The following is a 20,639-nucleotide window of genomic DNA, read 5'->3' as shown; positions in this document are numbered from 1 at the left end:
CAAAATGCGGAGAGTCCGCCATCTTCGAGTCGATTTGGAGTCCGCTGAACTTCAGATTCGGGACACTAGATTCTTGTCTTGACGCGTTTTCTTGACGCGAACCGGTGTCCACTTCGCTGGAAAACGCTCTAGTAACGGCCAAATACAACATTACCGGCGGTAGACCGGTCGAGTTCAAGCCGGAAGTCCCGCGCGACGCAACCCTTCCCTGTACTTCTCCACCATCGCGGCCTGCTGGTAAGGCCCCAAATAGTCCGCGAGACGCGAAACACTGAATGCGGGATCAACGGACCGCAAGCGCTCGGCCAACTCATGCGCCGTGTCGTGGCGGCCGGCAAATGCAGCGCTGGCGACTGCGATGCGCAAGGCTGGATGCGCGACCGGATTGCGGTGGAGCTGCTGCTCGGCTTGAGCCAAAGCGTCCTCATGCCGGTCCAGGAAAAAACATGCGTGCGCTCTCGCTGACATCAGCGTCGACGTATAGGAACCGGGATCAAGCCGGACAGCACGATCAAGGTGCGCCATTGCGACCTGGGGATGTCCCAGCCAAAGGTTGATCCAGCCGCTGCTGGTCCACGCACTGGCTAAATTCGGGTTCAGCTCCAAGGCCCGATCGATCAACGGCTTTGCCGATGAGAGATCACGGAGCACATATGCCGAAGCCCATCCGGCCTGGCCGAAGGCTACGCCATCGTCATTTCCCTTTTGCATGACGACGTGCAGAAGGCGCTTCACTTCAAATTTCTCGTGCGTAGCATATGCCACCCCAAATCCAACTCGATTGGCATGGCAGAACATTGCCATGCCGTAAGCGGATGCGTAGTCAGGGTCGAGAACTGTCGCCTCGGTAAACAGCTTCAGTGCCTGTTCGTTGCTCTCGACCGTCACGGGGAAAATGCATGCCAGCCCCCTCAGGTAGCAATCATAGGCATCGGTGTTGCCGGCGGGCCTTCGCTTCGCGCGGGCCATCTCAGCCCGTTCCACGCGCGGCGCAATGGCTACTACCACCTTCTCCGTCACCTCATCCTGAAGCGCAAAGATGTCCTGCAGTGCGCCCTCGAATCGGTCGGCCCATACATGGGCGCCGCTGACTGCGTCGATTAATTGAGCCGTAATTCGCAATCTGCTCGCGGCTTTTCGTACGCTCCCTTCAAGGACATATCGAACGCCGAGATCGCGCCCCACCTGCCGTATATCCGGAGACTTTCCCTTGTAAGCAAAACTGGAATTGCGTGCGATCACGAACAGAGACGTAAAACGCGACAGCGCGGTGATAACGTCCTCGACCATGCCATCCGCAAAGTACTCCTGCTCAGGATCGCCACTCATGTTCTGGAACGGCAGTACTGCGATGGAAGGCTTCTCCGGGAGCGCCAGCTTGTGGCCCGGCGCGGAAGAAGTCCGGTTTGGAGCCGCCGGTCCCGAAGCGTTGCCAATCAACGTTCGCCATGCCCGCATCGGCTGGGCAATATTCTTCAGGATCTGCACACCGCAATCCTCGAAGGTAATATCGACCTTGCCTCGGACCTGCCGATAGGCGTCGTCTGACATGCAAACGCCGCCCGGCTCGGCAATGCCCTCCAATCGCGCCGCGATGTTGACGCCGTCGCCAAAGATATCGCCTTCATCGATGATGATGTCGCCGACATGGACCCCAATCCGGAATTCGATCCTGGCATCCTGCGGGACATCGGCGTTCTGCGCGGCCATGGCGCGCTGGACCTCGATCGAGCAAAGGGCGGCATCGACGGCGCTGGCGAACTCCACGAGCATGCCGTCACCGCTGGTCTTGACTATGCGTCCACGATGGGAGGCGATCGCGGGATCGACGAGCGATTTCCGGGTGGCCTTCAAGCGGGCTAGCGTGCCTTCCTCGTCGATGCCCATCAAACGGCTATACCCGGCGATATCCACCGCAAGCACCGCCGCCAGCCGTCGCTCTACCCGGTCGCTCGCCAAAAGAGCCCCCAAGTGCTATTGCCCGTTCCATCAAAGCATGGCGAGCTGTTCGTAGGCTAGGGGCAATGTCGGGTTTGGGTCATTCGCGCCATCTTGACAGTCTGGCCACGACCACCGCTCCTCCCCTCGAAGCGGACATCGCAACGGCGGCGTCGGGAAGCTAGGGAAGTTAACGGAGGCCAACGCAGCGATCGCGATAGCCTGCCTCACTCCGTCAGGTTATTCACCTTGCGCACCCATGCACGGACGTCGGCGAGCACGTCGGGCAATATCGCCCTGACGTCCTGCACGGTCATGCCGGCCTTGATCCGGGGATCGTACAGCAGGTTGAGGAGGTACTGGTCGTAGACGCCGAAATAGCCCATCGACACATTGTCGTTGAACATGGTCCAGGGCACGGTCGGGGTGTCGTTGATCGGGCCGAGCGATTGCAGCAATTCCTCATAGGCGCAATCGAAGAAGACGAAGTCGCCATTGTCGACGGTGAGGATCACGTCCGAATGCTCGATCTCGAACTTTTCGTTCTTGCGAAAGCCGCTCAGGCATTGCGGGTCGAGCGAGGAGCGAATCTCGCGCGCCCGTTCGCTGCCGTAGAAGGTTATGATGGTGCGGTTGAGGTCGCGGTCCCGCACCAGCTTGACCAGCACATTGGCATCATCGTTGTTTGCCGCCATCGCGATATCCAGGTGCTGAACCCGTGCCGCGATGTCGGCGACGATCTTCGCGAGTTGGGCCTTGCGGTCGGCGCGGGTGCCGTCGGCGAACACCCGCACCGGCGCTTCGTATTTCCGGATGCGGTCGACGCGGCCAGCAAGGTGATACTCGGCGCCGAAGGCGACCTTGAGGAAGCCTTCGATGATCTCGCTGTCGGTGAATACCTTCTTCTGGGCGCGCTGACGCTGGGCGACGGCGGGATCCCCGGCCAACGCCGCGGCGGGCAGCAACACTTCGCCGAGGGCTACGGCAGCCAGAGCGGCTGCGAGCATTCGCGGGAATCGAGGCCGGCCAATTGCGCTCATTATGGCTCGACGCTGCCGCAATCGGCGCGTGCGCGCAAGACTTGTTCACGCCTGGCGAGGCTGGTTCAGGTCAACAAGTCTTGTTCGCGCGTCAAGGCAAACGCCGCCGGTTCCCTGACGCTGGATGCTGGCTAGTTCCTCACGATCACCGTGGTGCCGACCGAGACGCGGCTATAGAGATCGGTCACATCGTCATTGGTCATGCGGAAGCAGCCGGACGATACCGCCTGTCCGATGGTCTCGGGCTCGTTCGATCCGTGGATGCGGTAGAGCGTCGATCCCAGATACATCGCGCGGGCGCCGAGCGGATTGTCGATGCCGCCTTTCATGTGCCGCGGCAGATCGGGCCGCCGCGCCAGCATCTGCGACGGCGGGGTCCAACTCGGCCATTCCTTCTTCGCCGTGATGCGGTGGGTTCCGCTCCAGCGGAAGCCGTCGCGGCCGACGCCGATGCCGTATTGCAGCGCCTGGCCGCCCGCGAGCACCAGATAGAGCCGCCGCTCAGCGGTGTTGATGTAGATGGTGCCCGGGGCATAGTTGCCGGCAAAGTTCACGGTCTGCCGCCGGATCGAGCTCGATCCGCCCATGCGGAAATTCGGCCCGCCGCCCAGGATGTCGCGCGAGTCAACGAAACCCCCGAAGTCCTGGGCTTGCGCGTGACCGACACCGGCCAGCACCGTCAACGTCGCAAATAACAAAGCCAAAACCCGGGTCATTTTCTTCCTCGTGAAAAATCAGAATATGCAGCGAGACAGGCCATAACTGCCGCGATTTCGCAAGCAAAGAGCCCGTGAGCGCGCCATTTTCGGACGCGGCGGTTAAAAAAGGCAACACATCGGAGGCGATGGCTGCATTGTCGGCTAAACCTTTGACGAAACGGGTGAAGAATGATTGATCTTGAGCCGTCTTGAGAACAATCGCGAACGGGGGCGAGACCATGAACGGTGCGGAAAGTCTGGTGCGGACATTGGTCGCAGGCGGCGTCGACGTCTGCTTCACCAACCCCGGCACCTCGGAGATGCATTTTGTCGCCGCACTGGACCGGGTCGAGGGCATGCGTTGCGTGCTGGGCCTGTTCGAGGGCGTGGTGACGGGTGCCGCCGACGGCTATTTCCGCATGAAGGGCACCCCGGCCTCGACGCTGCTGCATCTCGGCCCCGGGCTCGCCAACGGTCTTGCCAATCTGCACAACGCCAAGAAGGCCAATTCCGGCATCGTCAACATCGTCGGCCAGCATGCCACCTACCACATCGAATACAATGCGCCGCTGACCTCCGACATCGAGGGCCTGGCACGGCCGATGTCGTCCTGGGTTCGGACTTCGCCGGACGCGAAATCGGTCGCCCGTGACGGCGCTGCCGCCATCGCCGCGGCGAGCGGTGCGCCGCCGCAGATCGCAACCTTGATCCTGCCGGCCGACACCGCGTGGAACGAAGCCGACGGCGTGGCCGAAGTCCCGGTGGAATCGCAGCGTCAGAGCTACTCCCCGCAGGCCGTCGAGAAGGCGGCAAAGGTGCTGCGCGGAGGCGAACAGACCCTGCTGTTGATGACCGGCAGCGCGGTGACGGACAAGGGACTGGCGCTGGCCGCGCAAATCGCCGGCAAGACCGGCTGCAGGGTGATGGGCCCGCTGGCCAGTCCGAGAATGGCGCGCGGCCGCGGGCGATTTTCGATCGATCGGGTGCCTTACGTGATCGAACAGGCGCAAGCGGCGCTGAAGGGTTTTCGGCACATCGTGCTGGTCGAAGCCAACGATCCCGTGGCGTTTTTCGCCTATCCGAACAAGCCCAGCCTGCTGAAGCCCGAGGGGTGCGAGGTCCATCGCATGACGTCGAGCGGCGAGAATTCGGTCGCGGCGCTGGAGGCGCTGGCGTCCGCGCTGGGCGCCAGGCCGGCGGACGTGAAGCCGCAGGCCCATGTCGAACTCGTCAAGCCGACCGGTGCCCTGAACCATGCGTCGATTGCCCAGGCGATCGCCATGGCTATTCCGGACAATGCTATCGTCGTCGACGAATCCGTCACCACAGGGCGAGCATTCTTTCCGGTGATGGCGGCCGGCGCCCCGCACGACTGGATCCAGAATCTGGGCGGCTCGATCGGATATTCGACGCCGGTCGCGACCGGAGCCGCGATCGCCTGCCCGGACCGCAAGGTGATCTGCATGGTCGGCGACGGCAGCGCGATGTATACGCTGCAATCGCTATGGACGCAGGCGCGCGAAGGCCTCAACGTCGTCACGATCGTGTTCGCTAATCGCATCTACCAGATCCTGCGGGGCGAGTTCGACGGCGTCGGCGCCGGCGAGCCGGGACAGCGGGCGCTCGACATGCTCAAGATCGACCGCCCGACCATCGACTTCGTGGCGCTCTCCAAGGGCATGGGCGTGCCGGCCCGCGCCGTCGACAATGTCGACGATTTCGTCAAGGCGCTGGCCGAAGCCGTCGCCGAGCCGGGGCCGCGGTTGATCGAAGTGCAGATGTGACGGCGTAGCCGTCATCCCGGGATGGTGCGTTAGCACCAGACCCGGGATCTCGAGATTCCGGGTTCGATGCTTCGCATCGCCCCGGAATGACAGTGCGGAGGCGACATGCAGACCGAGCTGAACAAGGTCGTCACGGCGCTATCGGAGTTTTACGCGCACGAGACGTTCCTGCTCGAAAAGGACGTCGGCGAGCGCCCGCTGACGCACCGGCTGGCGGTGCATCTTGAACATCAGTTTGCCGGCTGGCAGGTCGATTGCGACTACGACAGACTCGGCGAGCGGACGCTGCGGCTGCCGCACGGTTCGATCATCTCGACCGACGACCATCTCGGCAAATCGATCTACCCCGATATCGTCGTGCATCAGCGCGAGATCCCCAATAATCTGCTCACGATCGAGGTCCGGAAATCCGCCAATCACCAGCCGCTGGAACACGACCAGCACAAGCTGCGGGCGATGACCGATCCGCATCTGTGGTTCGCCTACTGGATCGGCGTGTTTGTGACGCTCGGCAAGAAGCAGGTCGCGATGTCGGAAGTCTATACCGGTGGCGTGATCGACCCGGCTTTGTCGATCTGGTTCGCCGAACGGCTCAAGGATACGGGCTTAAGTGCAGGCTGAGACCTGCGAGGAGAGGTTATTCATGGTTTCACACGGCTTGGTTTCACACGGCTCGGCGTTCTCGGCGTCGGGTTTCTCACGCGCGATCCTGACAATCGCGTTCGTCACGGTGGCTTCGCAGGCCTTCGGGCAGGCCGCGCCCGCGCCGGCGGTGGAAGCCATCCTCGCCAATCCCAAGGTCGCCAAGACGCTTGAGGACATCAAGGCCGACGATGCGCGAACGCTCGACGAGCAAAAGCACATCACCGAAATTCCGGCGCCGCCCTACAAGGAAAAGATCCGCGCCGAATATTACCAGAAGCGGATGCAGGAGCTCGGCTTCAAGGACGCCGCGATCGACAGCGAAGGCAACGTCATCGCGCTGCGCAAGGGGTCGGGCGGCGGCCGTCCGAAACTCGTGGTGTCGGCGCATCTCGACACGGTATTCCCCGAAGGCACCGACGTCACGGTGAAGGAAAAGGACGGCACCCTTGTCGCGCCCGGCATCGGCGACGATTCCCGCGGGCTGGCTGCGCTGCTGTCGCTGATCAAGGCAATGAACGCCAACGAGATCGCGACCGTCGGCGACATCATGTTCGTCGGCACCGTCGGCGAGGAGGAGCTCGGCAATTTGCGCGGCGTCAAGGCGCTGTTCCGCGATCACAAGGACATCGACGGCTTCATCTCGATCGACGGGCTTGGCATCACCCGCGTCGTTAACCAGGCGACCGGCAGCCATCGCTACGAGTTCATCTTCAGGGGCCCCGGCGGCCACTCGTTCCAGGAATTCGGCCTGCCGAGCGCGATCCACGCCATGGGCCGCGCGATCGCCAAAATCTCCGAGCTGCAGCCGCCGTCCGATCCCAAGACCACCTTCACGGTCGGCACCGTTGTCGGCGGCACCTCGGTCAACGCCATCGCGGCCGAAGCGCGGATGGCGGTCGACATGCGCTCGAATTCGACCGACGAGCTGCTCAAGCTCGAGGCGCGCCTGCTCGATCTGGTCAAGGAGGCGGTGGCGGATGAAAACGCGCGCTGGAAGTCCGACAAGCTTAGTGTCGAGGCCAAGATGATCGGCGACCGGCCCGCCGGAATCGTGCCGATGGATTCCCCGATCGTTCAGGCGACGCAGCGCGCGGTGGCGACTGTGACCGGCACGCGGCGCGCAACCTTTGGCGGCGCCTCGACCGACTCCAACATCGCGATGTCGCTCGGCATTCCCGCCGTCACCATCGGCGGTGGCGGCGAGGGCGGCAACTGGCACTCGCGCAACGAATGGTACAAGCCGACCGATGCGTATTTCGGCCCGCAAAACGCGCTGCTGACGGTTCTGATGCTGACGGGATTGGACGGCGTGACCAAGCCGGCGCTGGTGGTGAGGGCGGGGAAGTAGGGTCAACCTGTTTCCGTCATGGCCGGGCTTGACCCGGCCATCCACGACTTTCTTTGTCACAGCCAGTAAGAACATACCCGGCACGAGGCCGGGCATGACGAGCAATGTGGGCTACGCCCCGATGCCCGGGAACGACAATTCGCAGTCCAGTCCTTCGGGTTTCCACTGCCGCGTGATCCGGCCGCTGAGGGTGCGGACCATGCCGTCGATGGCGTCGACGCCAAAACCTTTCCGCATCGGCTCGGCGATCTGGGGACCGCCGGATTCCGTCCAGCGCAGCTGAAGGCTGTCAGCCTCATCGATCTGCCAGTGGATGTCGATCTTGCCCGCGGGGCCCGAGAGCGAGCCGTATTTGGCGGCGTTCGTCGCGAGTTCGTGTATGGCCACCGCGATCGCCTGCGCGAGTGAGGCGGGAAGCCGGACGTCGGCCCCGGTCATGCTGACCCGCGTCGAGCCATAGGGGCGAAGTTCTTCCTGAATGATGGTCTGGATGCTGGCGCCGGTCCAGCGCGACACCGAGAACAGCCGCTGCACATTGGCGAGCGCACGGAGCCTGCCCTGGAACGCGGCCTGGAACTCCTCCGCCGTGTCGGCCTTGGTCAGCCGCAGCATGGCCTGGATCACGGCGAGCAGATTGTTCGAGCGATGATCGACTTCGCCGGTCAGCAGCATCATGCGCTCTTCGGCCTGTTTGCGGGTGGTGATGTCGACCAGCATGTTGACGGCGCCGAGCAGCCGGCCGGCCTCGTCGCGCAGCGGCGTCGGGTAGGGCATGAAACAGATGCGCGAGCCGTCGGGCCGTTCGGCGATCGCCTCGACGTCCCGCACCGGGCGGTTTTCCTTGAGCGCAATCGCCATCGGACAGTCTTCGTGGCGCAGCGGCGTGCCGTCCGGCCAGAACAGCTTCCAGGTCACGCACCACATCTCGCCGATCTTCGGAGTGCGGCCGGCGAACTCGATGCAGGCCTGGTTGAAGAACGTGATCCGGCCTTCGGCATCCGTCGTGTAGATGGCGGCGGGCAGCGCCTGCAGCAGATCGCGGAACTGCTTCTCTTGCGATTCCGCGTCGTCGGCAGCGGCGGTGTTCCTGATGGCGTGCCGGGCCAGGATATTTTCGAGATCCGCTGCTTCGGAATGCCTGAACAAATTCAACATACTACTTCTCCCGCCTGCACTGACGCTAATTCGTCACAAAGGCAAACGTTCCGCGTGACTCGGCGAAATAAGGCGTTTTGCGGTCCGGCGCCGCCCGGCGGGCCGCCAATTGGACAAATTGTCAGCAAATTGCGGTCAAAGCCGCACTGAAATGTCTCGGCCAGTCATTTCGTGCGTAAGGGGAACTTGCATGTCGTACAGGATCGTGGCGGAACGGGAAAACGAGACCGTCAGGATGGACAGGATGAGTTCGCTGATGGCACTCGCCAAGGCGCGGGTGTGGGCCAGCGAAGGCTGGGATGTCACCATCATCGTCAGAGACGAGGATGAGCTGACGCCCGCGAAGACGGACCGTCTGTTGCTGGTGTGATGGTGTTTGCCGACGGCGCAAAGCACTCAGAGCAAAGCACTCAGAGCAAAGCACTCAGAGAAGGCCGCCCGGGGGCGGCCTTTTTTGTGAACCGCTCGGGGCGCCGGTTTTGGCCTCACCTTCAAAGCGGCGATCGCTCGCTCGATGTCCCGGAACGATGGAACCGGGAACCTCGACCGGCGTTATCAGGGCGGGCAGGCTCTGTGGAGATGCGCCATGCACTGGCGATCAGCAACCGCGGATGTCGACGCGATGCGCGGCACCGGCGAGGACAACATCCTCTACGCAACCGGATGGACCATCAGCGGACTCGCGACCCTGGTCACTATCGTCGCGGTCTGGGTATTCGGGATCTGATTCCGAGATTGCTCGCGCGACTGCTAGTCGCCGGTTACGCGCAGGCCTGCGCCTGCGCCCGTTAAGGGATCACCAGCCGATCGGGCGCGGCCCACACCGACCCACGAAGACCCCCAAAGATTCTTGGCTCCGCCCGCATTCTTAACTTGATATTTGTTCTTTGTTTGTTCTCTATAGGCTCCAACCCCGGTGAGGTGAGCCATGGATAACAGATTGAACGAAATCCGAAGGAAAATCAGGTTCTTGCGCTCTGAAATGCTCGATGCCGAGAGTACCATCCGCCAACACATCAACCGCGACGAGGACTGCGCCGAGGCCTCGATCCAGCTGATGGCCATGCGCGTCGTGATGCTCGGGCTGATCAGCGAGCGGAACAGGCTCGGCGGCGAAGAACGCCTGCTCGATGTCGATGAGCGGCTGAAAGCGGATTGCCGCGCCGCCGGCCGGGGGCCTTTCAAGGGGCCCTTGAAAGGTGCGCGCGGCCGCCGTGTGCGATGAGGCCTGGACATCAAGAGTCAACAAGCTGCGCAGGCAGCTTGCCGAACTGGGCTCGGCAGTTCGTCGGCTGGATCAAACCGGCTCGACAACGCGACGGCTGACCTCCTGCTTCCGCGCAAGCGGGCGGAGCTGGAAGATTTGATGAAGAGAGGCCGCCTTGATGCCGTCAGATCCGCTGAAATGGTACGACCACAACGCGGATAATCCGCCCTGGATCAAGGCGCTCGCCGAAGTCCGGATGTTGGCCTGCCGCGAAGGCTGGTGCTACCAGCACGTCCAGGCCATCATCGTCTCGATCGACCAGTACGCGGAAGCCGCACTCGGCAATCGCGGATACTTCCTGAACAAGCCGCATCGCATCGGCGGCAGCAGGAACGATCACGTTCCTTGATGCGCGACGCCGCCCGAGCCGCCAGCGCGCGCGACTTACTTCAAGCGGCAGATGGTCACGGAACAGGTCACCCTCGGCGGCGTTTGCCTGCATGACCGAGACGCTGATGACAACGATTGAAGATTCCTTCCAGATCGCCTGGGACTATCTGGAGGCAACGGGCGAACTCGGCCATCCCGACACCGCGGCAAATCACCTGCTCGACACGATCGAGACGATGGTTCGCCGCGGCGAGCGCCGCCGGGTGCTTCTCTCCAACACCGCCATCGCCTCCTACCGGCGTTTTCGAGCCGAACAGGGCCTGTCGCTGGCGTCATAGGAACAGGGCTCAGGCTGGAACGTTCTGCTCCTCACGCGGGGGCGGTCGCACCTCGCGAAAGCTGGGGAGGATTTTATGGAAGGCGGTTTCAAGAGCGCTGAAGCGTATCGCGCGACGGCCTTGCTCTGCCGTCAACAGGCCGCGTGCGATCCGGACAATAGCTGGAGGTTGCTCGGTGAGGCCGAGCGGTGGGAATACCTCGCCGAACAGATCCTGGCTTCCCGCCAGAATCGCGCGGCGGAGGGCGCCAAACCGGTCATCGAAACGGGAATGCCACGTGTCGCGCCTTCGCAGCCGGAGACGATGGCTACTCCGCCGCGGCCGCCTCGTTATGGCTAATCCTGTAGCAGCATCGCAGCGGGTGGCCGTTTGATCCACCCTGTTCGATCCGGCAGAGGTCACTGGGAACGCGGCATAAAGATCGGAGTTGCCGTGTTATCGCCGTCCTGCCCTTTGGCCTCTACCGGCGACAGAGAGTGTTGTGCTCCCGCCTGAAAGCAGGTGAGCGATGTGCAAAAAGTGCACCGAACTCGATGAGAAGATTGAACACTACAAGCGCATATCATCCCATGTGACTGACCAGCTCACGCTGGACGGTATAGCCGGTTTGATAAAGCAAATGATGGCCGAAAAGACCACGCTCCATCCCGAGCAAAAGCAGTGAGGGAGCCCTTTTCATGGGTCAATCGGTAGCGGTCTTGCCGATCACGCTCTGACCGTTGACGCAGGTTGTGGCCGCGTCCTTCAATCCAGGCAAACCGGTCGTAAGCGATATCGCGACAACGAGTGCAACGAGCGTCTTTGTGATTCAGCTACAGCGTAGCGCCGCCAAAAACAAAATGAGCCGAGAAAAATGAATCGTCACAACAGGACGCAGTTGAGGAACAACTCCCGGTACGGCTGGTTCTACCGCAACACAATCCAACAGCCGGAGGCCGTTATGGCGAAAGAGAAAGCACTGCAGGACCTGTTCCTCGATACGTTAAAGGACATCTACTTCGCGGAAAAGAAGATCCTCTCGGCATTGCCGAAGATGGCCAAGGCGGCGCAGTCGCCCAAGCTCAAGGCAGCCTTTGAAAAGCATCTGGCCGAGACCGATGGCCAGGTCGAGCGGCTGGAGCAGGTGTTTGCGTCGATCGAAGAGACCCCGAAGGGCAAGACCTGCGATGCCATCATGGGAATTCTCGACGAGGGCAAGGAAGTCATGGACGAGTACAAGGGCATGCCCGCCCTCGACGCCGGCCTTCTGGCTGCCGCGCAGGCCGTCGAGCATTACGAGATTTCGCGCTACGGCACCCTCAGAACCTGGGCGAATGAACTGGGTTACAAGGATGCCGTGAAGCTCCTCGATGCTACGCTCAAGGAAGAAAAAGCGACGGACAGCGCCCTGAGCCAGCTCGCGATATCCGAGGTCAACCAGCACGCCGAGACCGCGCAGGCTGCGTAATCAGGCAAGCGGACCTCATCGACGAAGGGCTCCAGCCTTACGCTGGGGCCCTTCTGCGTTTGCTACTTGCGATCACATAAACGCAACGGAACCGACCGCGCCCCGGTTCATTGGTGTCTTGACCTCTAAGGAGACAGACAATGTCAAAGCAGAATCCAGCCAGGACCGACGGCAAGGTTCCGGCACGACCGCACGATTCAGGCAGCCAGGCCAATGAAACCGTTGATGGCCTCGACGCCGAAACCGAGGCGCTGCGACACGCTGCCGAAGATACGCCGTCTGCCGCTGCACCCGACGATGTCGAGAAGGTGCCGGTATTCGACCGGGCAGGCCGGGCGCCGAAAATCTGATCGGGAAGCAAGCGCGCAAGTTACGAGACTGCAAGTGAAATGCGAGGGTGAGGCGATGAAGTTCGGATACGCACAACCATTTTCCTTCAACATCGGTCATCGCCCGGAAACTGTCGTTTCCCGCGTTCGTCACGGCGTCACCGAGATAACCCTGAGCGATGGCCGGCTGGTTCGCGCGACGCTTCACGTGAAAGACGTCAAGATTGACCCGAACAAGCCCGGCTCGGTTGACGTTTCATACAATGTCATTGCCGAGATCATGAAAACGCCGGACGTGCCCATTCTCGACGTGCATGAGACGATTCAGTGATGAAAGACCATCGGGCGGATTAGCCCGGCAGGGGCCGCGCGAAGCGCGGGCCCGATAACGGACACCGGTGTAGTCCGCCCTCCATTGATGACAAGGAAGCGAGGTACGCTCGCCTCCAGGCATTCTGACATCAAAGACCGCGGCTGGTCCGCGCGTTCATCAATACTTCGCGGTCACCAACGTCTGAAGCGGGTTGAAGTGATAGTTGATGCCGAACTTCACCAGATGCATGTCCTGGGTGATGTTGCTGAGCCGCAGGACGTTTGCGATGCTGCCGACCTGGGGCGGAGCGTTGATCGTCTGTGTGCCCGGGGTCTGTACGTCCTGGGGATCGAAATTGAGATAATTGTACTCGAACTTGGCCGACCAGTTGCCAAGGAAGGCGTACTCGACGCCGACGCCGGCCAGATAGCCGGTATGCAGCGCACGTCCGTTGGAATCAATCGACTGGCTGCCCACGCCGGGGATAACCTGCGAGATAGCCAGGTTGTGCTTCTCGTGCGCGAACGCGACGCCACCCTTGGCGTAAACCAGCCATTTATCGGCAGCCACGAAGCCAACGCGCACACTGTTCAGCCAGAGCCAATCGACCTTGCTCGCCAGATCGCTGGTTTGCGTGAACCCGAAACCAAGGTTCTGGACGTCCCGTCTGCCGCCCTTGACGTCGGTGTACAGCCATTCGCTTTCGGCGCCGACCACGAACACCCCGGCCTGCACGTTGGCGCCGGTGCTCAGGCCGCCGAGCCAGCCCTTGGTGTTGAACGTATCGTTCGGGAAGAAGTCCGGCCAACGCATGCCGCCCCAGCCGTAACCGGCCTGTGCGCCGACCCAGGCGCCGGTCCAGTTGTGCCCCGGCGCCGGGCGCGCCGCCGCAATGGCCGGCGGAGCGTCGGGACCGAAGCGGTAGTTCACCCCGAACTTGGCGAGGTGGAGCGATTGCTTGAGATCCACATCGAGGGTGATCGGCGTCGTAACGGCTCCGGTCGTTGTGGTGCCCGTCAGCCGCACGTCCCTGTTGCCGAGATGGATGTAGTTGTACTCGCTCTTGAAGGACCAGTTGCCCCAGAACGCCCATTCGCTTCCGATGCCGACCACCAGGCCGAGGCGATCTTCGCTGCCGGCGGCGGTTGCGGTTTGGGTGATTACCCCATTGGTAAGCGTCGTGTCGAAATTGTGCTTCTCGTGAACCCAGGCAGCGCCGCCCTTGACGTAAACCAGCCAGCGGTCCTGGGCGAGGCCAACCCTGCCCGTCAACGTCGCCAAACCATCGATCCTGGTGCTGCCGGTACCCGTCTGCGTGAAGCCGATAAGCGGGCCACCAAGAGTGAGCGCCTGGGTGCGCTTGATATCGGTCCACGACGCATCGCCCTCGATGCCGAACACCACATTGCCGACCTGCTGGTTGAAGCCGATCTGGCCGCCGCCGAGAAAACCTTTGACCTCATAGTCGAAGCTCGAGTTGAGCCAGTCCTTCATGCCCTGGCCGTAGCCGACATGGCCGCCGATATAGAAGCCGGTCCAGTTGTAGACGGCGACGACGGGCGCAGGCACGGCCTTGACCGGCAAATCGGCCGCGCGTGACGCGGTCGGAAGCAGCGCGCCAAGCGCAGCCGCGCTCAGCCAAAGGGATGTCTGCCTGGTCATTTCAACGCGCCCCGAATTCCTGAATAAAAAAATGCTACCTCAGCGGGAACGATTGTACACGATTTGGGAACCTACCCTGTTACCGACCTGCCACAGCGCACCGGGAAAAAGAGGGGAGGGATTGGTGGTCTGGAGTGCCGCAGGGCGACAGGCGCCGATCAGCGCGCAGGATATGTAATCCACCGTCATCGACGGCAAAGCTGGAAGCCCGGGCACCTTGCAAACATTCAATCCTGTTCACGCACGCGGATCTCCAGCCGGGCGTCAGCCAGGGCCTCGACGACGCATTTTGCCATTTGTTTGGCTTCCTCAAAGCCAATGCTTCGCTCGGGATGCTCCTTGAAGCATTCGCAAATTGCGTCCGCGATGATCGAGTTAACCTGATGTTGGTCAACCATGATTTGCCCCCTCCATTGGCGGCGCGCTTTTCGTGACGCCTGAAGAATTCCAATCGAAGATGAAGCTTCCTGAAAACGGCTCGACGACCAAGCCGGGCCATTCAAATCAGTATTTGAATTCCGGCAACGCCTTGGGCTGATCCCTGGTGGCGTTTAGACGACATGATCAGCCGATCAAACCGCAGTGGTCAGATTTGGTTCCGTGCCTGTCTGCGAAGAAGCAACGCGAGGTATCGGCAACTTACCGCTTCTTCCCGATCAATATGGCAGTGCACGCCAGATATGTGGAGAGATGCGAGTTAGGTCGACCAATTCGCGAGCGACCTCCCGCACGATCAATCCACGCTGGGCAGAAAAATCCATAACCTGCGGGACAGGATTGGCAGCGTCGGCAATCGTCCGGTGCGCAATACGTCGGCAACCGGTCCGCGCGCTGAGCGGTCTTCTTCTCGGTGGGACAAATTTGACCCGTCGGGGCACACTGCGAGCGAGATTCCGTGCTCGCAGAAGCCAGCGGCGAGATGGTTCGCTATGCATGCAGCCGGTTGCTTCGCTTGAGCTCGTGGTGCGGGTTAGCGTTTGCGTAACCCGCCTCGTCTGTCGTCAACGAACGATCGGAGATGGAGCTGATAAAATCCCTGTGCAGGTAAGTTGGTCTCTTGGTGCCATCGAACAGCACGGCAACGCCTGTGTTGCGGTAGCTCATTCCGGTAACGGTCCCGGTCTTGCCGGCCAGAGCCGGGCACCGGGCTGATCCGAGTTGATTCACCTTGAAACGAGTGCCGACAACCAATCTGTTGATTTGCTGAGCCATCCTTCCACCTGTTCAATCGAGCGCTTGCACAGCCTTCAGGCGAGGGCCGATTGAAATCGTTTCTGGTTTGGTTGTCTGCCTGCTAGCCGACAATTCATTGCGGTCAGTTGCTGCGTTTTCCCGATCCAGATGAAGCTGTGCCTGGTTTCCGTCTCTTCGCGCGACCCTGCGTTCAGTCGAATAGCGCGGAGTGGTAGGTCTTGCAGGCTGACCCTTTTGGACGGGGTCGCAGCAGCGAATTCATTTGAATAGTTCGCGCCCCCTCGTACTATGTCGGGGACCTGACTTAAGGTCTGACCCCTCAAAACAGACTCGGCATGGAGGCGGTTATGGAATTAATCCGCGGTGAGGAGGTGGCTGTTTTGGAAAGCCACACCAACAAGATCTGCAGCACATGCGGGAAGCGGTTGGCCCTGATTCGAACGATAGTGAATCCTCGCACCGGCTGCATCGTCCACATGTTTGAATGCCGGTGCGGCCAGCGCACGTGGGAAGATTAGGACTCGTTTGGTCGGCAATGTGCTGCCAGGCAGGCGCTATCCGGCCGCCGCTTTTCCGGCATGCCGGCGGACGAACTCCTGCAGGAAGCTCGGCAGCTCTCGCATCTGATCCGAGCAACGTTTCTGCAGCTCGTGGGCGACCTCTTCTGAAACGTCTCTGCACCATCCTTCGGCGACATTAAAACCCGCAACGCGGACGGGGTTGCAGTATTGCCCCTCCAGCAGATCGCGCACCACCGTTTCCAGGCCGGTATCGCCGACACCGCTTCCCCGCCATGCCCGGCCGAGGGTGCCAAAGTCATCGACCACCAGGTAGACTTCTCGATTGTGCTCGTTTGGAACGATCCATGGCGTCCAAATGGACTTACTCATCAAGCAACTCCACGCAACGATACCCGCAACCCAACAGCGCAGAGTGATTGCTTCAGGACGGCGAAAGGGCCCCGGATCGCTCCGGGGCCCAGGCATCGGCTAGAGGTACATCCGCTCTTGCCAACCGCCGCACTTTTCGTGGCATCAATAGCCAAGACCCTGCAGACCTGCACCGTATTCGGCCGGATCCGTCAGGCAGATAGGTGAGAGAACAGGCGGTCAGAAACTGCCTATCGCCCACTCAACGGCATGAAGGCTGCAGTGACAAACGATCCGATCGGCCCGGCTACGCCGACCAGCGCGAAGTAAACTTTGTCTTCCATCCTAAGTCGCGATCCTACTTATCGCCATCATAGCCCGGCTCGTCAGCGAGCTGCAGTCACTCTTCCGGAGTACTCCGATACGCGACGGCTACCGCAGGCAACCAAAGCGATTGCCGATGAGCTGTCGGAAAACGCGAAAGCCGTGACGCTTCCGAATCTGCCTCGGCAAATGCAGTCTGCGAGCTGATCGGTCTGCTCCTTTGTGCGACAAACTGACCCGACGGGCAAATCAGTTCCGATTTAAAGAAATCGCGGTCAAGACCCAAAATAAAAAATATTTCGCTTTACCAGAATGGCAAATCAGTGACATATCATTGGCCATCCCGTCCCAATCAGAGGGGCGTTGGCCATCGTCACAACGAGGGGCGGGTCGCGGTGGACGCTGAGGTTGCGATTGACGGTCGCGGCTGAAGCGTACGGCGAAAGCGTGTGGTCCTGGCGCCCGTAACGGCGTCAAGTCTTTCGGGAGCTAACGCTTCCGAGGGACGACGGTGGCAATAGAGACCGTCTCACCGGGGAGAGCGCGTTATAAGCCGTAAAGCCATTGCGCAGGGAATGTCGGATGCTCTCCGCTGCCCTGTATGCTCGTGTGCACCATCTTGTTGCACAATCGCACACGAGACCGCGGGTGCAGCGCGCATCCGGCATTCCCTGCGCCCTCTGTTTGATGAGGGCGAAACGATCTTCACAACTCGGGCGCTTCGCGCCGCGTGATCGCGGAGGTGTGTGTGTGGATGTCATTGCGAGCGAAGCGAAGCAATCCATCTCGCGGCGAAAGAATGGATTGCTTCGTCGCGGAGCCTGTCATCGGGCGCGCATTCGCGCGACCCGTTGGCTCCTCGCAATGACGGATCGGTGACGGAATACCTGGCTATCTGAAACTGAACTCGTCCGGTCAGGACGATGGTGGACGCACGGAGGGTAAGACCAGCATACGGAGCGGGAAGTTCATCGGTAGCTCCTGGAGCAATCGCGATTTTGCGTGACCCGGAAGCAACCTCACCCGGCCGATCCCGTTGTGAGAGGTCTCGCCAACCATGAAGCTGCGGAAGTCGAATGAGCCCGGCGCGTGAATCGATTGAACTATTGGAGCAGATTGCGCAGGTTTTCTCATTCGAGGAGACGAAGCACGGACTTCGTGATCGTGAATGGACGGCGCTGCGCTTTCTTGCTCGCGCCAACAAATTTTCCAGAACGCCTTCGACGCTGGTCAGCCACGTCGGAACAACGGGAGAGACCGCAACATGCATTGTCAATCAACTGGAGCGAAAGGGATTTTTGGAGAAGACGCGAACCGACCGCGACAGGCGCTCCATAACGTTGAGTCTGACGCAGCAAGGCAGGAAATTTTTAGGGCGCGCGCGAGGCGGCGGGACACCGAGTGACAGGCGTTAGACTTGGCCCGCAACTCGTTCGCGGTCGGTCTGCTCGTTTATTTTCGGGCGGTCGCCGGTGCGTTCGAAGCTGGTGCACAGAAGTTCAGTTTCTTCAAGCGCGATGGGCGCTCGATAGAGCCGGCATATGAATTCCGCAGTCGCGCGCCCCTTGCCGGTCGCCGGGCCGCGATCGGCGAGAAACATGCAGTCTCGGCAGATGCTGGCATTGAGACGTTGATGCGTCGCGTCCAGGTGATTGAGGACCCTCGAGAGGGAGTCGCGCAGCTTGATGCATTCCTCAGTCCCGAGCGAAGCAACTGCGTTCAACACGTGATTGATCGGATCGTGCTGGCTCAGACATTTTTCACCCTGGGCGGTGACGCAGAGCACGACCGAACGCTTGTCTTCGTGAGACGGCTTTCTGGACAGATAGGACTTTTTCTCGAGCGTCTTCACGATCTGCGATGCGGTGGCTTTGGTCGCGCCGATGAACCCTGCCAGCGCGGTTGGAGTCCGCGAGAACCGGTTGGCTCGCCCCAGGAACCGCAGCGCCATCCATTCGCGATCGCGCAGTCCGTGTTGATTGCCCTCGAAATACAAGGCTCTCGCCGCCTGAACCAGCAGCTCGACTGCTTCGCGCGTCAACGGCATGATCTACCTTGCCCCAGGAGTCGGGCCTACGGCGTCCGGACGCCGCGACGGGCCATGGTTCGCGGGTTCTTCGAGATAGGCTGGACAGCCGGCGATGTTTCGCGGGTACGTCGTGCCTGGCGCTCGCTCAAAGGCACGCGTCAATTCGTAACCGACCTGGCTTGCAGGGCGCCGCGGAATCCGGCGCCGAAGGCTACGCCGCCGATGGCCCGCCAATCGCGGCGTGGTCGAACGGGAGCCGCTGCTCGCAGCGCCGCCGGACGATGGATCGGAACTCTTCAACCAAAGCCCCTAAGTTCAAGTCTCAAGCAAACGTTTTTTATGTTCCGCCGAACGATGAATTAGCTTTCCAAGAAAAGCAAGTAGAGACGCTCTCAGCGGGAGTTGGTCGCAAGAATCGTTCACAGCGTTCAAATCAATCTTCCCTTTCTGGAGACATTACTGTGTACGCGGCCCTCGTTGGATCGAGCGACTAACGGAAGTATGTGACAGTTCTAGTGCACGCATGGCATTGCCTGTCGTTGATGCAGCGTGATCAGGGCTTGTGCATGACAGAGGACGTGTACCACCGCAGTTGGCGACGTGCGGAATTGATCTTGCAGGATGCGAGCAATTTGTAGCATTGCATGCTCTGGCTGCATTGCGCGGCTCTCGCCAAAGCGTTCCGTTTGCTGTTTCTGCCCGTGCTGGCGCTTCTAAGAAAGGTCCGGCTCATTGCAGCGGCGGCCGTTACGACGGTGCGGCTTGCGGCTACTCCCGGGACCGTGCCGATGGAGGGAATGGAAACAAGTGTCGAAGCTTCGGATGGAGCTTTGCCAGGGCGATCGTTATATCCGAACCGGCATCACGAATCGGTGTGGTCGTCATTTGGGCATACCAGCCAACGAAGTCCCACGGCGCAATTGTCATAGGACAACGAAAGGGAGGTCTTGGCCATCGGGGCGACTCAGCTTCGTCAGCCATCTTAAACCCATCACCCGGCCTTCCCTGCATCGTCCCGCACCGCCGGATGCGCGGCGGCGAGTTGCCTGGCAATGCCGATCGTGCCGGCGTAACTCGCCAGCGCCGAGGGCGTCCTGGAGAACCGGTTGGCGCGGGAGAGAAAACGCAGCGCCATCCATTCGCGATCGCGCAGTCCGTGCTTGGCACCTTCGAACCACAGAATCCGCGACAGCTGGCCCAATAGTTCAATCGACTCGCGTGCTGGGTTCATTTCCATTCCAGGTCGGATAAAGCTTTATTCAATTGAGCCTCTCGCGGCGCAATCGGGGCGATGGGACCGAAGCGCTCGCGTGATCCGTTGGCACTGGGCAGGACGGGTGACCGCTGGAGGAAGGCGCTTCTCCGTTCTGGAGATGGAACTTCCTGCGGGTGGAACTAGGGGGCGCGACCAAAGTTCGAGTAAAGGGCGCCGCTAGAATTCTCGGATAATTTCAATCGAATGCGCGGGGCGCTTCGCCGGCCGCGACGCTACGTTAAGGGCGGCCGGCGCCGATCAACCCGGTCGCAGCGTTTGGCCGCGTCGGCGCCGTAGCTCAATGAGCGAAGGCGGAAGCCAGGGCAAAATCACTTCCGATTTACGGAAGTCGTGTCAAGTCCAAAATTTCCGAAAATCAAAAATATTTCACTTCCCTTCCACCCCAAATCACCTGCACATTCTCACTCATCCCGTCCCACTCAGAGGGGCGTCGGCCGTCGTCATGACGAGGGGCGGGGATGCGGTGGACGCTGATGTTGCGATTGACGGTCGCGGCAAAGGCGTACGGCGAAAGCGTGTGGTCCTGGCGCCCGTAACGGCGTCAAGCCTTTCGGGAGCTAACGCTTCCGAGGGGCGACGGTGGCAATAGAGGCCGTCTCGCCGGGGAGAGCGCGTCATAAGCCGTAAAGCCATTGCGCAGGGAATGTCGGATG

22 protein-coding genes and 1 pseudogene are annotated in these 20,639 nt (G+C 61.1%); 13 read left to right on the top strand and 10 right to left on the bottom strand.

Annotated features, from left to right (window positions below; all coding sequences use genetic code 11):
• Window positions 1-174: 174 nt before the first annotated feature.
• From JQ629_RS36175 to JQ629_RS36165, 3 genes are all read right to left on the bottom strand, one after another.
• Window positions 175-1,959, bottom strand: coding sequence for an adenylate/guanylate cyclase domain-containing protein (locus JQ629_RS36175; protein ID WP_249135526.1), 1,785 nt, complete (start codon window positions 1,957-1,959; stop codon window positions 175-177).
• Between the two features lie 206 nt (window positions 1,960-2,165).
• A complete protein-coding gene (locus JQ629_RS36170) occupies window positions 2,166-2,945 on the bottom strand; it encodes a DUF2927 domain-containing protein (RefSeq protein ID WP_249135525.1) in 780 nt (259 codons plus the stop codon).
• Window positions 2,946-3,109: 164 nt separating this feature from the next.
• Entirely contained in the window at window positions 3,110-3,694 is a 585-nt protein-coding gene (locus JQ629_RS36165; RefSeq protein ID WP_212416681.1) for a L,D-transpeptidase, read from the bottom strand.
• A gap of 221 nt (window positions 3,695-3,915) precedes the next feature.
• Between JQ629_RS36165 and JQ629_RS36160 the strand changes: the two genes are divergently transcribed.
• The 3 genes from JQ629_RS36160 to JQ629_RS36150 all read left to right on the top strand — a co-directional run bounded on the left by JQ629_RS36160 (window position 3,916) and on the right by JQ629_RS36150 (window position 7,453).
• Entirely contained in the window at window positions 3,916-5,460 is a 1,545-nt protein-coding gene (locus tag JQ629_RS36160; RefSeq protein ID WP_212416680.1) for an acetolactate synthase large subunit, read from the top strand.
• Between the two features lie 105 nt (window positions 5,461-5,565).
• Complete coding sequence (locus tag JQ629_RS36155; RefSeq protein ID WP_212416679.1) at window positions 5,566-6,081, top strand: hypothetical protein; 516 nt, start codon at window positions 5,566-5,568, stop codon at window positions 6,079-6,081.
• Window positions 6,082-6,103: 22 nt separating this feature from the next.
• A complete protein-coding gene (locus tag JQ629_RS36150) occupies window positions 6,104-7,453 on the top strand; it encodes a M20/M25/M40 family metallo-hydrolase (protein WP_212416678.1) in 1,350 nt (449 codons plus the stop codon).
• A 111-nt stretch (window positions 7,454-7,564) separates the two neighbouring features.
• Here the strand turns inward: JQ629_RS36150 and JQ629_RS36145 are convergent, their stop codons facing one another.
• Window positions 7,565-8,608, bottom strand: a complete 1,044-nt coding sequence (locus JQ629_RS36145; protein ID WP_212416677.1) for an HWE histidine kinase domain-containing protein — start codon at window positions 8,606-8,608, stop codon at window positions 7,565-7,567.
• 190 nt (window positions 8,609-8,798) lie between these two features.
• Here JQ629_RS36145 and JQ629_RS36140 point away from each other — a divergent pair, with 190 nt between their 5' ends.
• The 9 genes from JQ629_RS36140 to JQ629_RS36100 all read left to right on the top strand — a co-directional run bounded on the left by JQ629_RS36140 (window position 8,799) and on the right by JQ629_RS36100 (window position 12,650).
• A complete protein-coding gene (locus tag JQ629_RS36140) occupies window positions 8,799-8,978 on the top strand; it encodes a hypothetical protein (RefSeq protein ID WP_212263485.1) in 180 nt (59 codons plus the stop codon).
• A 216-nt stretch (window positions 8,979-9,194) separates the two neighbouring features.
• On the top strand, window positions 9,195-9,335 hold the full coding sequence (locus JQ629_RS36135; protein ID WP_212263486.1) for a hypothetical protein: 141 nt from the start codon (window positions 9,195-9,197) through the stop codon (window positions 9,333-9,335).
• Between the two features lie 255 nt (window positions 9,336-9,590).
• On the top strand, window positions 9,591-9,833 hold the full coding sequence (locus JQ629_RS36130; RefSeq protein WP_212416676.1) for a hypothetical protein: 243 nt from the start codon (window positions 9,591-9,593) through the stop codon (window positions 9,831-9,833).
• A gap of 160 nt (window positions 9,834-9,993) precedes the next feature.
• Window positions 9,994-10,224 (top strand): hypothetical protein, encoded by a 231-nt coding sequence (locus JQ629_RS36125; RefSeq protein ID WP_212416675.1) that lies wholly within the window; start codon window positions 9,994-9,996, stop codon window positions 10,222-10,224.
• Between the two features lie 106 nt (window positions 10,225-10,330).
• Complete coding sequence (locus JQ629_RS36120; RefSeq protein ID WP_249133142.1) at window positions 10,331-10,543, top strand: hypothetical protein; 213 nt, start codon at window positions 10,331-10,333, stop codon at window positions 10,541-10,543.
• Window positions 10,544-10,618: 75 nt separating this feature from the next.
• Window positions 10,619-10,882: a hypothetical protein gene (locus JQ629_RS36115; RefSeq protein ID WP_212416684.1), complete on the top strand. Its 264-nt coding sequence runs from the start codon at window positions 10,619-10,621 to the stop codon at window positions 10,880-10,882.
• Window positions 10,883-11,483: 601 nt separating this feature from the next.
• Window positions 11,484-11,990, top strand: a complete 507-nt coding sequence (locus JQ629_RS36110; protein WP_212416674.1) for a YciE/YciF ferroxidase family protein — start codon at window positions 11,484-11,486, stop codon at window positions 11,988-11,990.
• 140 nt (window positions 11,991-12,130) lie between these two features.
• Window positions 12,131-12,340 carry a hypothetical protein gene (locus JQ629_RS36105; protein ID WP_212416673.1) on the top strand — a complete coding sequence of 70 codons (210 nt, stop codon included), beginning with the start codon at window positions 12,131-12,133 and terminating at the stop codon, window positions 12,338-12,340.
• Window positions 12,341-12,395: 55 nt separating this feature from the next.
• A complete protein-coding gene (locus JQ629_RS36100) occupies window positions 12,396-12,650 on the top strand; it encodes a hypothetical protein (RefSeq protein WP_212391356.1) in 255 nt (84 codons plus the stop codon).
• A 159-nt stretch (window positions 12,651-12,809) separates the two neighbouring features.
• On the opposite strand, the gene JQ629_RS36095 is transcribed toward JQ629_RS36100, so the two are convergent.
• From JQ629_RS36095 to JQ629_RS36080, 4 genes are all read right to left on the bottom strand, one after another.
• Window positions 12,810-14,294: an outer membrane protein gene (locus JQ629_RS36095; RefSeq protein WP_212416672.1), complete on the bottom strand. Its 1,485-nt coding sequence runs from the start codon at window positions 14,292-14,294 to the stop codon at window positions 12,810-12,812.
• Between the two features lie 227 nt (window positions 14,295-14,521).
• Window positions 14,522-14,692 (bottom strand): hypothetical protein, encoded by a 171-nt coding sequence (locus JQ629_RS36090; protein WP_212263491.1) that lies wholly within the window; start codon window positions 14,690-14,692, stop codon window positions 14,522-14,524.
• A 529-nt stretch (window positions 14,693-15,221) separates the two neighbouring features.
• Window positions 15,222-15,506, bottom strand: a complete 285-nt coding sequence (locus tag JQ629_RS36085) for a hypothetical protein (protein ID WP_212416671.1) — start codon at window positions 15,504-15,506, stop codon at window positions 15,222-15,224.
• 536 nt (window positions 15,507-16,042) lie between these two features.
• Window positions 16,043-16,378: a hypothetical protein gene (locus tag JQ629_RS36080; RefSeq protein WP_212416670.1), complete on the bottom strand. Its 336-nt coding sequence runs from the start codon at window positions 16,376-16,378 to the stop codon at window positions 16,043-16,045.
• A 1,379-nt stretch (window positions 16,379-17,757) separates the two neighbouring features.
• Between JQ629_RS36080 and JQ629_RS36075 the strand changes: the two genes are divergently transcribed.
• Window positions 17,758-18,096, top strand: a complete 339-nt coding sequence (locus JQ629_RS36075; RefSeq protein ID WP_212416669.1) for a MarR family winged helix-turn-helix transcriptional regulator — start codon at window positions 17,758-17,760, stop codon at window positions 18,094-18,096.
• On the opposite strand, the gene JQ629_RS36070 is transcribed toward JQ629_RS36075, so the two are convergent.
• Window positions 18,093-18,728, bottom strand: coding sequence for a MarR family winged helix-turn-helix transcriptional regulator (locus JQ629_RS36070; RefSeq protein WP_212416668.1), 636 nt, complete (start codon window positions 18,726-18,728; stop codon window positions 18,093-18,095). The genes JQ629_RS36075 and JQ629_RS36070 overlap by 4 nt on opposite strands.
• 1,042 nt (window positions 18,729-19,770) lie before the next feature.
• Window positions 19,771-19,941: pseudogene (locus JQ629_RS36065) on the bottom strand (MarR family transcriptional regulator); the annotation flags it as partial.
• Between the last annotated feature and the right edge of the window lie 698 nt (window positions 19,942-20,639).

The sequence above is a fragment of the Bradyrhizobium sp. AUGA SZCCT0222 genome (assembly GCF_018130205.1).
Classification (GTDB): domain Bacteria; phylum Pseudomonadota; class Alphaproteobacteria; order Rhizobiales; family Xanthobacteraceae; genus Bradyrhizobium.
Note: the sequence above shows the minus strand (reverse complement) of the source record. Positions and strands in the feature narration are given on the sequence as shown.